The sequence below is a fragment of the Nocardioides caldifontis genome (assembly GCF_008087345.1).
Lineage (GTDB): Bacteria > Actinomycetota > Actinomycetes > Propionibacteriales > Nocardioidaceae > Marmoricola_A > Marmoricola_A caldifontis.
This window is the reverse complement of sequence record NZ_VHIB01000013.1, coordinates 90,970-103,142: the sequence shown is the minus strand read 5'-3', so window position 1 is coordinate 103,142 and position 12,173 is coordinate 90,970. Positions and strand designations below refer to the sequence as shown.

The following is a 12,173-nucleotide window of genomic DNA, read 5'->3' as shown; positions in this document are numbered from 1 at the left end:
CGGGCGCCCCGGGCGTATAGCTCAGCGGTAGAGCGCTGGTCTTACAAACCAGTGGTCGCAGGTTCGATCCCTGCTGCGCCCACCCCTCCTCGTCCCGTGAGAGCCCTCTCATCCGTCGCTCACGGTCGCCTCATCGAGCCGCCCCAACCTGGTTGTCGTCAACGAGAACGACAGGGCCCCCAGGGCGCCCGAGGAGGACACCATGAGGATCATCCGAGGAAGCATCGTCGGACTCGCCGGCGCCGTGGGCGCCGGTGTGCTCGCCTGGCCGGCCGTGGCCGGGCCGGACACGAAGGCCGACGAGGTCTACCTGAAGCGCAACGAGCAGGCCGGTGAGCTGGTCACCGTCGACGACGACGAGCTCGACGACGACGACGAGCTGCAGCTGGTCGCCGACACCCGCAGCAAGAACACGCGGAGCAAAGCCACCCGTAGCCGGGCGAGCCGCGACAACACCCGGAGCAACGTCACCGAGGTGAGCCGCGACCGGGACCGCAGCCGCGGCGACAAGACCCGTGACTGGACCCGCGACGGCGGCCAGAAGAAGCGTGACCTCTCGGCGAACAAGACCAACGACCGCAGCCGCAACGACACCCGAGGCCGGCGCTGACCGGCGCGACCGACCGACCACCGAGGAGCGACGGATGACGCGCGACAGCTGGGGGTTCCAGGCGGGGGACCCCCTCACCGACGACCTGACCGCGATGCGGCTGCTCGGCGGGGGCAACGCCTACGAGGCCTACCTCGCCTTCGACGAGGTGACCTACTCGCCCGTGGTGGTCAAGGTGGTGCGGCCCGCGCAGGTCTCCGACGAGGGGACGCTGCGCGGGCTGCGCCGCGAGGTCGAGGCACTCGACCGGACCAACCACCCAGCCCTGGTCCGGTCGCTGCGCGCGGAGACCGGAGGCGAGCGGCCGCACGTCGTCCTCGAGCAGCTCGACGGGCCGCGGCTGTCGACCCTGGTCCGCAAGTACGGGCCGCTCGAGCCCGCGCAGTACCTCGCGCTGGGGCTCGAGGTGGCCGCGGCCCTGCACTACCTGCACCGGCAGGGGTTCGTGCACCTGGACGTGAAGCCCAGCAACATCATCGTCGGTGCGCCCGCGAAGCTCATCGACCTCAGCGTCGCCCGTACGGTCGAGGATGCGGCGGCGCTCCGGTACCCGATCGGCACCGACGCCTACATGGCCCCGGAGCAGACCGACCCGCCGCGCACCGGCTCCCCGGGACCGGCCTCCGACGTCTGGGGGCTGGGAGCCGTCCTGTTCGAGGCCGCTGCGGGGTTCCCGGCCTTCGACGACGGGGACCCCGACCACGACGACGTGGAGGAGCGGTTCCGGCAGCTCGTCGACGAGCCGCGGCTGCTGCCGGAGTTCGTGCCCGACGACGTGGCCAAGCTGGTCGGGAGCATGCTCTCGCCCCGGCCGGAGGAACGCCCGACGCCGGCGGAGGTGGCCGACGCGCTCGGGCCGATCCTCGAGCGGCAGCCCCGCGGCGCACTGGGCGGCTGGAAGGTCGCGCTCACCGCCCGCTGATCCCGCAGGTTCTCCACAGCGGCCGACCACGCGGGTGCGGGGACGTGTGGCCGCAGGCCACGATGACGCCGGCGCCCGGGCACGCGGTCCGGGTCTGACGCTCACGGAGGCTTGCGGTGCGGTTCCCGACCCGGCAGTGGTTCAGGACGACGAAGGGTGCGCTTCCCGTCGTGCTCTCGCTGCTCCTCGTGCTCGCCCTCCTCGCGCTGTTCCTGGTCGCCCAGGCGAGCGGCGAGGACGCCGACAGTGCGCCCCTGGTCGAGGACGAGCTGCAGCTGGTCGTCTGGCCGACGGACGCGCGCGGCTTCGTCAAGGGGTTCAAGGCCGGCCGCTACGGGCGGTTCGAGCGCGACTTCAGGTACAGCCGGTCCTTCAAGCGGATGTACCTGCGGAAGGCCGAGGCCTCGTGGGCCCGGCAGCGCAGGTCCGCCAGCGCGTCGGGGAAGCCGGCGATGCCGACCGACGGGCAGGGGCGGTTCGACCCGGAGGTCGCCTGGCAGCTCTTCACCGCTCGCGACACGTGCGCGTCGAACACGAGCCACCTGTCGAGCGTCGCCGACTGCACCGCCATCGAGGCCTCGAGGAAGCTCCTCAGGTCCGACTACTGGCAACGACGGTCCGACGCGTTCAACCGGTGGACCGCGCGGGTGGTCTGGTGCGGCGGGGTCGGGCTGATCACGTTCTACAGCGGCGGCACGGCGGCCTCCGCGATCGGGCCGGGGTCCTCGGGATGTCTGGGGAGCTTCCTCGTCAAGTGACGGTCAGGAGCGACCGCCGAGCGCGAAGCGGTACCCCATCCCGCGGACCGTCACGATGACGTCCGACCCGAGCTTGCGGCGCAGGTAGCCGACGTAGACGTCCACCACGTTGGAGCCCGGGTCGAAGTCGTAGCCCCACACGTGCGAGAGCAGCTGCTCCCGCGACAGCACCTGGCCGGGGTTGAGCATGAAGAGCTCGAGCATCTGGAACTCGCGCGCGGAGAGCTCGATCTCGCGCCCGTCGCGGGAGACCGTGCGGCGGCGCAGGTCGAGCTCCACGGGACCGGCCGCGAGGGTGTCCTCCGCGACCGGTGAGGAGTCGTTGGCCTGGCGGAGCCGCAGCCGCACGCGGGCGAGGAGCTCGGCGAAGCGGAACGGCTTCGGCATGTAGTCGTCGGCGCCGCCCTCGAGGGCGTGGACGGTGTCGGTCACCGAGTCGCGGGCGGTCAGCACGACCACGGGGACCCGGCTGCCCTGGCTCCGGAGGCCGTCGAGGACGCCGTACCCGTCGAGGCGGGGGAGCCCGATGTCGAGGATCACCAGGTCGAACTCCCCGGAGAGCGCGAGGTCGAGCCCGGTGATCCCGTCCTCGGCGACCGAGGTGGTGTGGCCGTCGGCCGCCAGCCCCTTCGCCATGAACGACGCGATCCGGGGTTCGTCCTCGACGATCAGGATGCGGGCCACGCGACCTCCTTCCGCTCCCTCGGGAGCGTGAGCACGAACCGGGCGCCGCGGGGTGCGGCGTCCTCCACGTGGACCGACCCGCCGTGGGCAGCAGCGATCGCGGCCACGATCGAGAGCCCCAGCCCGACCCCCTCGGTGCCGCCCTCGTCGGCGCCGCGGGCGAACCGCGCGAAGATCGTCTCCTTCTCCGCGTCGGGCACACCGGGACCGGTGTCGCGTACCCAGAGTCGCACGTGCGCCCCGGCGTCCTCGGCGCCGAGCGCCACCTCGTCCTCGGGCGAGGTGTGCTTGACCGCGTTGTCGGCGAGCTGGAGCAGCGCCTGGGTGATCCGTTGCTCGTCGAGCCACGCGGCGCCCCCGGCGTGCGCCTCGACGCGCCACCTCCGGTCCGCCAGCCCGCGCGTCTTCCCGAGCACGTCCGCGACCAGCTGGTCGACCACCACCAGGTCGGGGGTGACGAAGCCCGGGCGCTCGGCCTTGGTCAGCAGGATCATGTCTTCCACCAGCCGGGCCATCCGGTCGACCTCGTCGACGAGCAGGTCGCGGGTGCGCTCCACGTCCTCGGGGTCGCCGGGGTCCACGAGCTCGAGGTGGCCTCGCAGGATCGTCAGCGGCGTGCGCAGCTCGTGGCCGGCGTCGTCGAGGAAGGCGCGCTGCCCCTGGAACGCCCGCTCGAGGCGCCCGAGCATCGCGTTGACCGTGCGGGTCAGCTCGGTGAGGTCGTCGTCGCCGGTCTCCTCGATGCGCAACGACAGGTCGGTCTCGGAGATCTCCTCGGCGGTCCGGCGCAGGCTGCGCAGCGGCGCAAGGAGCCGGCCGGCCTGCCAGCCGGCGACGCCGGTGACCACCAGCCAGGCCAGCGTCGCCCCGATGGCGTAGCTGCGGAGCGTGTCGTGCAGCGGTCCCCGCTCGTCGTCGACGAAGAAGGCGACCACGAAGGCACCCGTCCGCTGCGCGTCCTGCAGCGGAAGCACCTCGAGGTAGACCTCGCCCCACTGCGTGCCGACGGTCGCCGAGCCGCCGCTCTCCAGCCGTGACCGCACCGCGGAGACGAAGCCGTGGTCGTCCACGAGCTCGCCCCGGCTGGAGGCCGACCGGGTCTCGAAGTCGCCGCCCCAGTAGCCCGCCATCAGCTCCGACGGGGCGGGCACGTTGCGGAGCAGGAACTCCTCGACCAGCCGCTCGATCGAGGTGAACGCCCCGCCGCTCGCCGGGTCGACGCCCTCCTCCTCGAACGCCTCGAGCTCGGCGATCTCCTGGGCCGTCGCGGTGCGGACGGTGTCGTGCACCCGTTCCAGGCCGAGGAGGTAGACCAGCAGCCCGGCCCCGGCGAGGGCGAGCGCGACGCAGAGCCCGACGGTGGCGGTGATGCGGGCCCGGACCGACCAGCGGAAGGCCCGGAGCGCGCCGCTGTGCCCGGCCTCGCGCGGCTCAGCCGTCGTCGCGGTCGTCGTCCCGGTCGTCCCCACGGTCGCCCCGGTCGTCGTCCCGGTCGTCGTCCCGGTCGCCGGCGTCGTCCTGGTCATCGTCCTGATCATCTCCGATGTCCTCGGGGCACGGCCGGACGACGACCACGCCGTCGTCGTCGTCGTCGGGGTCGTCGTCGCACGCGGTCCCGCTCGGCCGTGGTGACGAGCTCCCCGACGGTGAGGACGGCGGGGACGACGACGGTGACGACGACGGTGACGACGACGGTGACGACGGTGTCTTCGACGGCTTGCCGGACGGCGTCGCGGTCGGCAGGACGATGGGGTCGTGGCCGGGGACGGGCGCCGGGTCGGACGTGACCGCGCCGACGGCGTACGCAGTGGGGAACGCAAGCACGGCGAGCAGCAGCAGCACCTTGAGAGCACGGGACCCGGGCATGGCGACGATCCTGCCGCAGCCGCGTGCGCCGATCGTGAGAGCGGGATGAGAGTCCTCTCATCCCGCCCTGTCGTCGGTCGTGTGGCCGGGGTCTACGCTCCGGGCCATGCGGCTGGCGGAGATGGTGCGGCACATCGAGGGCTGGTACGACCCGGCGTGGGCGGAGCCGTGGGACGCGGTCGGGCTCGTCTGTGGCGACCCGGACCAGGAGGTACGCCGGGTGCTGCTGGCCGTCGACCCGGTGGCCGCCGTCGTCGACGAGGCCGCGGAGTACGGCGCCGACCTGCTGATCGTCCACCACCCGCTGCTGCTGACCCCGGTGAGCTCGGTGGCCGCCACCACGCCCAAGGGTCGTGTCGTGCACCGGCTGCTCCGGGCCGGCACCGCGCTGTACACGGCCCACACCAGCGCCGACGTCCCCGCCGACGGGGTCAACGACGCCATCGCCCGCAGGCTCGGGCTCGTGGAGCCGCGGGTGCTCGTCCCCACCGACGGCGGCGGCCTCGACAAGCTGGTCGTCTTCGTGCCGGTCGGTGACGCCGAGCGGGTGCGCCGGGCGGTGACCGACGCCGGCGCCGGCCGGCTCGGCGCCTACGACTCGTGCACGTTCACCACTCCGGGCGAGGGCCGGTTCCGCCCGCTCGAGGGCGCCTCCCCGACGCTCGGCCGGGTCGGCAGCGTCGAGGTGGTGGAGGAGGTCCGGGTCGAGACGCTGTATCCGCGGCCGTTGCGCCGGCAGGTGGTGGAGGCGATGCGCGCCGCACATCCCTACGAGGAACCCGCGTTCGACCTCCTCGAGCTCGCCGACGTCCCCGGCGGTCCGGTGACCGGTTCGCTCCCGCCGGCGACCCGCGGCCACGGCCGGGTCGGGCGGCTGGCCGAGCCGACGACGTTGCGGACGTTCGCCGAGCACGTGGCCGCGAGCTTGCCCCGGACCGCCCACGGGGTGCGCGTCGCCGGCGACCCGGACCGGGAGGTGCGCACCGTCGCGGTGGGGGCGGGGTCGGGGGAGTCGCTGCTCGAGGCCGCCCGCCGCAGCGGCGCCGACGTCTACGTCACCAGCGACCTCAAGCACCACCGGGCGGGTGAGTTCCTCGAGGGCGGAGGGCCGGCGCTGGTCGACGTCGCGCACTGGGCGGCCGAGTGGAGCTGGCTGCCCGTCGTGGCGGCGAAGGTGGAGCAGGCGGCGGCGTCGGCGGGCGCTACGGTGGACACCCGCGTGAGCACGCTGGTGACCGACCCGTGGACCTTCCGGGTCTGAGACGCGAAGAAGACGACCGAGGAGCCACCCTGAAAGCCGACCCGTTCGCCCAGCTGAAGCTGCTCGACGTGCAGGAGCTGGACAGCAAGCTCGACGCGCTCCGCCACCAGGCGGCGAACCTTCCGGAGGTCGCCGAGCTCAAGGAGCTCACCGCGACGCGGGGCGAGCTCGACGGTCGTGTGCGCGACCTGCGGGTGCAGGTCGACGACCTCACACGTGAGCAGCGCAAGGCCGACGCCGACGTCGAGCAGGTCAGGACCCGGCGGGTCCGCGACCAGCAGCGGCTCGACAGCGGGGCGGTCTCGCACCCCAAGGAGCTGCAGCGGCTGCAGCAGGAGATGGTCTCGCTGGACCGGCGGATCGCCGAGCTCGAGGACGTCGAGCTCGAGGTGATGGAGAAGCTCGAGGACGCGCAGCAGGAGGTCGCGACGCTCGAGGAGCAGCTCGCCGAGACCGACCGGCGGATCGCCGAGCTCACCGAGGCCCGCGACGCCCGGATGGCCGGGCTGAGGGAGCAGGCCGGGACCATCCGGACCGACCGGGCGGCCAAGGTCGGGGACATGCCCGCCGACCTGCTCGCACTCTACGACCGGCTCCGGGAGCAGAAGGGTGGCGTCGGTGCCGCGCTGCTCCGCGCCCGCCGGTGCGGGGGGTGCAGCCTCGAGCTCAACAGCGCCGAGCTCGCCGACGTCGCGAAGAAGCCGTCCGACGAGGTCGTCCGGTGCGACGAGTGCGGCCGGATCCTCGTCCGCACCGGCGAGTCGGGGCTCTGATGGCGGCCTACCGCGCCGTCGTCGCGGAGGCCGACGGCGGGTCACGGGGCAACCCCGGCAACGCCGCGTACGGCGCGGTGCTCAAGGACGCCGACACCGGCGCCGTCATCGCCGAGCGTGCCGAGCGGATCGGGGTCGCCACCAACAACGTGGCGGAGTACCGCGGCCTCATCGCCGCGCTCGAGCTCTACCACGAGCACGCCGAGGGCGCGGAGCTCGAGGTGCGCATGGACTCCAAGCTCGTCGTCGAGCAGATGCGCGGCAACTGGAAGATCAAGCACCCCTCGATGAAGCCGCTGGCGATCCAGGCCAACCGGCTGGTGCCTCCGGTGACGACGTTCACCTGGGTCCCGCGCGAGCGCAACAAGCACGCCGACCGGCTCGCCAACGAGGCGCTCGACGGTCCCGAGGGCGTCGTCATCGGCGGTCACGTGCCCGCCGACACCGTCACCGTCGCCGCGGCCGAGGAGGCGGACCGGCAGCAGGAGGACACGGGGGAGTTCACCCCGCCCTGGGAGCAGGGCTCGCCGACGACGTTGGTGCTGGTCCGGCACGGCGACACCGCGGCGACCAAGGCGCGGGTGTTCAGCGGCCGCACCGGGGCCGACCCGGGGCTCGACGACGACGGCCGCGCCCAGCTGCGGGCGACGGCGGACTGGCTGGCACCGCTCGCCGAGCGGTCACCGGTGCTGCTCAGCTCGCCGCTGCGCCGCACGCGCGAGAGCGCCGACATCCTCGCCGCCCGGTTCGAGCTCGGCTACGAGGTCGACGACGGGCTCGTCGAAGCCGGCTTCGGCGCCTGGGAGGGGCTGACCTACCAGGAGGTCGTGGAGCGCGACCAGGAGCGGTTCCTCGCGTGGCTCGCCGACCCCGGGCTCCCTGCGGGCGGCACCGGCGACTCGTTGACCGGCATGGTCGCGCGCATGGCGGAGACCCGCGACCGGATCCTCGAGAAGCACCGCGGCCGCACGGTGGTGGCGCTGACCCACCTGACGCCGATCCAGCTGCTCACCCTCGACGTCCTCCAGTCGCCGTTGAAGGCGGTCTTCCGGACCGAGGTCGCCCCGGGGTCGGTCACCGTGCTCGCCTGGTACCCCGACGGCCGGCCCGTCGTACGGCTCCTCAACGGGCAGCCGGGACCTATGTCCTGATCCGGGGCCGACCGCTCAGCAGGGGGAGGTTCGCGCCGATCGAAGCGGCATGAGTGATGTCGAGACGACGGCGGCGTCCGGGTCGCTGGCGTGGGTCCCCCGCGGGGTCCGGCTGGAGGAGCACGCCTTCGTGGCGCGCCACCGGATGCTCACCCTGGTGGCCCTGGCCCAGGTGCCGGTGCTCGTGGTGCTGTCGGTCGTGCTCGAGGTCGGCGGTGCACCGATGTGGGGTGGCGTGGCCGTGATCGTCGCCGCCTGTGCCCTCGGCCAGCTCCAGCTGTCGCAGTCGGCGCGGGCCAGCCTGGTCGGGCTCGCGCTGATGATGGTCTCGACGGTGCTGGTGCACCTGACCGGCGGGCTGACCGACATCCACATCCACTTCTACGTGATGCTGGCGCTCGTCGCGCTCTACCAGGACTGGTCGCCGTTCCTGCTGGCCATCGCGCTCGTCGCCGGCCACCACTTCGTGCTCGGCTCGCTCGACGCCGACGCGGTGTTCTCCGACGCCGGTGCGCAGGGCAACCCGCTCGGGTTCGCCCTGCTGCACGCCGGCCTGCTCCTCGTGATGGCGGTGGGGCTCGCCCTCGGGTGGCGGTTCACCGAGGAGGCCGAGCGGCGACGGCGCGCCGAGCAGCGGCGGGCGGAGCAGCAGGCCCTCGCGCAGGCCGAGGCGCAGGCCGCGCTCGCCGACGAGCGGGCGCAGGCTGCCGAGGACGCCGCCCGCCGGATGGCCGAGCGGGAGCGGACGGCCGCGGTGCTGGCCAGCCGGCTCGCCGAGCTCGAGCAGGCCGGCGACCGGCTGCACGGCAACGTCGGCACCGCGACCGACGAGATGGAGTCGCTGCTGCGGGTCATCCGCGAGGTCGCCACCGCCGCCGCCCAGGCCTCGACCACGGCTGCCGAGGCGGACACCGAGATCCACACCAGCGTCGCGCTGATGGACCGGCTGACCCGGACGATGGCCCGGGTCGAGCAGATGGCGCAGACCATCACCTCGATCGCCGACCAGACCCACGTCCTCGCGCTCAACGCCACCATCGAGGCGGCGCGCGCCGACGAGGCGGGCAAGGGGTTCGCGGTCGTCGCGAGCGAGGTGAAGAAGCTCGCCCAGGAGACGCAGAACGCCACGGAGGGGATCCGCGAGGTCGTCGGCTCGGTGCACACCGACACCGCCACCGTCACCGAGTCGATCGGCCGGATCCGGCACGTCATCACCCAGGTGGTCGAGGCGCAGGCGACGATCTCCTCGGCCGTCGAGGAGCAGACCAGCGCCACCGTGCAGGCGCGCCAGGCGATCGCGAGCGCGGCGGGGGAGTCCGACCGGATGGCCAGCGACCTCCGCGAGATCGCCTCACTCCGAGGCTGACGCGGCGTCCCCGGGGGCGAGCAGCAGCGTCATGCACGTGCTGTTGCGGCTGCCCGGGTAGTCGCCGAACGGCGGGCAGGGGACGAACCCCGCGCCCGCGTAGAGCGACCGGGCCGCCTCGAACGCCGTCATGGTGCCGGTCTCGAGGCTGACGCGCCGCAGCCCTTCCTCGCGAGCCACCCGGAGCAGGTGCTCGAGCATCGCCCGGCCGTGGCCACGCCCGCGAGCGGCCGCGGCGGTGTGCATCGACTTGAGCTCGGCATGGTCGCGCGCCAGCCGGCGCAGCGCGCCGATCACGACCAGGGTGCCGTCAACCCGCCCGCCGAAGAGCGTCAGCCGCGGGTCGAGGAGCCCCTCGACGTCGAGCGCGTGGACGTCCTCGGGAGGGCTGTGCTCGTCGGCGAAGGCCAGGTGGACGGAGAGCAGCGCCCGCACGTCGTCGCGGCGCGGGTCCTCCGCGGCGATCACGAGAGCCGGACCCGGCTCCTCGCTCACAGCTCGGTCACCACCACGTCGAGACGTGTCGGCGAGCCGGCCTCCTCCACGTGCCACCCGAGGTCGCCGAGCGCCTCCCGGAGCCCGGCGGGCCGACGCGGCGCCGCACCGTCGAGGAGCAGGTCGCGCACGAGCCGCCCCTTCGTCGCCTTGTTGAAGTGCGAGACGACCTTGCGCCGGCCGTCGGCCTCGTGGAGCACCCGGACGGTGACGACGCGGTCGACCTCGTGCTTGGCGGGCTTCCAGAACGGTGCGTATGCCGAGGAGCGCAGGTCGACGACCAGCCCGTCGCCCGCGGCCTCCCCGAGCGCCGGCGCCAGCCGCGCGCCCCAGTAGCGGGCCACCGAGCCCACGCCGGGCAGCGTCACCTGGCCCGAGAGCCGGTACGCCGGGATCCGGTCGTCGGGGCGGACGATCCCGAACAGCCCGGAGGCGATCGCGAGCCGCGCCGTGGCCCGCCGCTTCGCCGCCGCCGGCAGTCCGGGCAGGTCGAGCGCCTCGTAGAGGACGCCGCTGTAGACGTGGTCCGCACGCGCGGTCGGCGCGGTCGCGAGCCCGGCGTCCCGGTCGACCTCGGCGAGCTGGGTCGTTCCGAGCCCCAGCGCTTCGGCGGCCTTCTCGCGGTCGCCGGTGCACAACGTGACCAGCGCGTCGAGCAGCTCGGCGCGGGCCGGCTCCAGGGCGGGGAAGGCGAGCCCCGACAGGTCGAGCGCTGCCCCCCGGCGCGGCGCCCTCTTGCCCTCCGACGGCGGCAGCAGGATCAGCACGGCGACCACCCTAGAGTGGCCGGGGCGACGTGCAGGAAGGGGCACCGCAGTGCCGAGACGGGTGGTGAGGGTACGGCGCGGAGGGGACGACGCCGCGCTCGCAGAAGGGTTGGCGAGGCTCCACGAGGAGCTCGGCACGCCGGGGGAGTTCGCGGCGGAGGTCCTCGCGGAGGCGGAGGAGTCGGCCGCGGCGCCCACGCTGCCGCCCCTCGACCGGACCGACCTGCCGCTCGTCACGATCGACCCCGAGAGCGCCCGCGACCTCGACCAGGCGCTCCACCTCGAGCGCCGGGGGAGCGGCTACCGGGTGCACTACGCGATCGCGGACGTCGCCTCGTCCGTCCACCCCGGCGGAGCGGTCGACCAGGAGGCGCACCGGCGTGGGGAGACGCTCTACGGCCCCGGGTCCAAGGTGCCGCTGCACCCGCCCCGGATCTCCGAGGAGGCGTGCTCGCTGCTGCCCGACGGCCCGCGTGCGGCGCTGCTGTGGAGCATCGACCTCGACGAGGCCGGCGAGCAGACCGCCGTACGGCTGGAGCGGGCGGTGGTGCGCAGCCGCGCCAAGCTGTCGTACGACGGGGTGCAGGCCGCGCTCGACGCCGGGACCGCCGACCCCGCGCTCGAGCTGCTCCGCGAGGTGGGGGAGCTCCGGCTCGCCCGCGAGCGTGACCGCGGTGGGGTGAACCTGCCGCTGCCCGACCAGGAGGTCACCCGGGTCGACGGCCGGTGGGAGCTCGGCTACCGCGAGCCCCTTCCGGTGGAGGGGTGGAACGCGCAGATCTCGTTGCTCACCGGGATGGCGGCCGCGGCGCTCATGCTCGACGGCGGAGTCGGGGTGCTGCGGACCGTGCCACCGGCGGACCCGCGCGACGTCGAGCGGCTGCGCCGGGTGGCGGGCGCCCTCGGGGTCCACTGGCCCGTGGAGGAGCCGTACGCCGAGCTCATCCGTCGCCTCGACGCCACCCGGGCCGACCACGCGGCACTGCTCAACGAGGCGACGTCGCTGCTGCGGGGCTCCGGCTACGTGGCGTTCGACGGGCCGCTCCCCGAGCAGCCGCTCCACTCCGCGATCGCGGCGCCGTACTCCCACGTCACGGCGCCGCTGCGCCGGCTGGTGGACCGCTACGCGCTCGAGTGCTGCGTGGCGCTCTGCGAGGGACGGCCGGTCCCGGAGTGGGTGCGCGAGCGGTTGCCCGGGCTGCCGGCGACGATGCAGGAGTCCGGCCGTCGGGCGAACGCGTACGAGCGCGGCGTCCTCGACCTCGTCGAGGCGGTGCTGCTGCGCGACCAGGTGGGCCGGCGGTTCCGCGGCTCGGTCGTCGACGTCGAGGAGAAGAAGCCGGACCGCGGGCGGGTCGTCGTCGCCGCGCCTGCGGTCGAGGCCCGGGTGAGGTCGGCGTCCGGGGAGCCGCTGCCGCTCGGGACCGAGGTGGAGGTCGTGCTGGTCTCCGCGGACCCGGACGACCGCCGGGTCGAGTTCGAGCTGCCCTGACCCCGGGCACGGCCGAGTGCCGTGGAGC

13 protein-coding genes and 1 tRNA gene are annotated in these 12,173 nt (G+C 74.0%); 9 read left to right on the top strand and 5 right to left on the bottom strand.

Annotated features, from left to right (window positions below):
- The first annotated feature begins 10 nt into the window (after nucleotides 1–10).
- The 4 genes from FIP57_RS19580 to FIP57_RS19565 all read left to right on the top strand — a co-directional run bounded on the left by FIP57_RS19580 (nucleotide 11) and on the right by FIP57_RS19565 (nucleotide 2,290).
- Nucleotides 11–82 (top strand) — tRNA-Val (locus FIP57_RS19580).
- 120 nt (nucleotides 83–202) lie between these two features.
- On the top strand, nucleotides 203–610 hold the full coding sequence (locus tag FIP57_RS19575; protein ID WP_148575240.1) for a hypothetical protein: 408 nt from the start codon (nucleotides 203–205) through the stop codon (nucleotides 608–610).
- Between the two features lie 34 nt (nucleotides 611–644).
- Entirely contained in the window at nucleotides 645–1,532 is an 888-nt protein-coding gene (locus tag FIP57_RS19570) for a serine/threonine-protein kinase (RefSeq protein WP_148575239.1), read from the top strand.
- A 116-nt stretch (nucleotides 1,533–1,648) separates the two neighbouring features.
- Complete coding sequence (locus FIP57_RS19565; protein ID WP_148575238.1) at nucleotides 1,649–2,290, top strand: hypothetical protein; 642 nt, start codon at nucleotides 1,649–1,651, stop codon at nucleotides 2,288–2,290.
- Nucleotides 2,291–2,293: 3 nt separating this feature from the next.
- Here FIP57_RS19565 and FIP57_RS19560 read toward each other — a convergent pair whose 3' ends face one another.
- From FIP57_RS19560 to FIP57_RS19550, 3 genes are read right to left on the bottom strand one after another with little or no spacing between them, the layout of a single operon-like run.
- A complete protein-coding gene (locus FIP57_RS19560; protein WP_148575237.1) occupies nucleotides 2,294–2,974 on the bottom strand; it encodes a response regulator transcription factor in 681 nt (226 codons plus the stop codon).
- Nucleotides 2,959–4,500, bottom strand: coding sequence for a sensor histidine kinase (locus FIP57_RS19555; RefSeq protein WP_148575236.1), 1,542 nt, complete (start codon nucleotides 4,498–4,500; stop codon nucleotides 2,959–2,961). Before FIP57_RS19555 ends, FIP57_RS19560 begins: the two co-directional genes overlap by 16 nt.
- Complete coding sequence (locus FIP57_RS19550; RefSeq protein WP_148575235.1) at nucleotides 4,406–4,840, bottom strand: hypothetical protein; 435 nt, start codon at nucleotides 4,838–4,840, stop codon at nucleotides 4,406–4,408. The genes FIP57_RS19555 and FIP57_RS19550 overlap by 95 nt, the downstream gene beginning before the upstream one ends.
- Nucleotides 4,841–4,946: 106 nt before the next feature.
- Between FIP57_RS19550 and FIP57_RS19545 the strand changes: the two genes are divergently transcribed.
- From FIP57_RS19545 to FIP57_RS19530, 4 genes are all read left to right on the top strand, one after another.
- A complete protein-coding gene (locus FIP57_RS19545; protein ID WP_203231353.1) occupies nucleotides 4,947–6,101 on the top strand; it encodes a Nif3-like dinuclear metal center hexameric protein in 1,155 nt (384 codons plus the stop codon).
- A gap of 68 nt (nucleotides 6,102–6,169) precedes the next feature.
- A complete protein-coding gene (locus FIP57_RS19540; protein ID WP_203231352.1) occupies nucleotides 6,170–6,874 on the top strand; it encodes a zinc ribbon domain-containing protein in 705 nt (234 codons plus the stop codon).
- Nucleotides 6,874–8,025, top strand: coding sequence for a bifunctional RNase H/acid phosphatase (locus tag FIP57_RS19535; protein WP_148575234.1), 1,152 nt, complete (start codon nucleotides 6,874–6,876; stop codon nucleotides 8,023–8,025). The genes FIP57_RS19540 and FIP57_RS19535 overlap by 1 nt, the downstream gene beginning before the upstream one ends.
- Before the next feature lie 49 nt (nucleotides 8,026–8,074).
- The gene (locus tag FIP57_RS19530; protein ID WP_148575233.1) at nucleotides 8,075–9,391 is read left to right on the top strand and encodes a methyl-accepting chemotaxis protein; all 1,317 of its coding nucleotides are present in this window, start codon (nucleotides 8,075–8,077) and stop codon (nucleotides 9,389–9,391) included.
- Here the strand turns inward: FIP57_RS19530 and FIP57_RS19525 are convergent.
- Nucleotides 9,377–9,886 (bottom strand): GNAT family N-acetyltransferase, encoded by a 510-nt coding sequence (locus tag FIP57_RS19525; protein ID WP_148575232.1) that lies wholly within the window; start codon nucleotides 9,884–9,886, stop codon nucleotides 9,377–9,379. The genes FIP57_RS19530 and FIP57_RS19525 overlap by 15 nt on opposite strands.
- Nucleotides 9,883–10,653, bottom strand: coding sequence for a peroxide stress protein YaaA (gene yaaA, locus FIP57_RS19520; RefSeq protein ID WP_148575231.1), 771 nt, complete (start codon nucleotides 10,651–10,653; stop codon nucleotides 9,883–9,885). Before yaaA ends, FIP57_RS19525 begins: the two co-directional genes overlap by 4 nt.
- Before the next feature lie 109 nt (nucleotides 10,654–10,762).
- Between yaaA and FIP57_RS19515 the strand changes: the two genes are divergently transcribed.
- Nucleotides 10,763–12,145: a ribonuclease catalytic domain-containing protein gene (locus FIP57_RS19515; protein ID WP_238993604.1), complete on the top strand. Its 1,383-nt coding sequence runs from the start codon at nucleotides 10,763–10,765 to the stop codon at nucleotides 12,143–12,145.
- The last annotated feature ends 28 nt before the right edge of the window (nucleotides 12,146–12,173 follow it).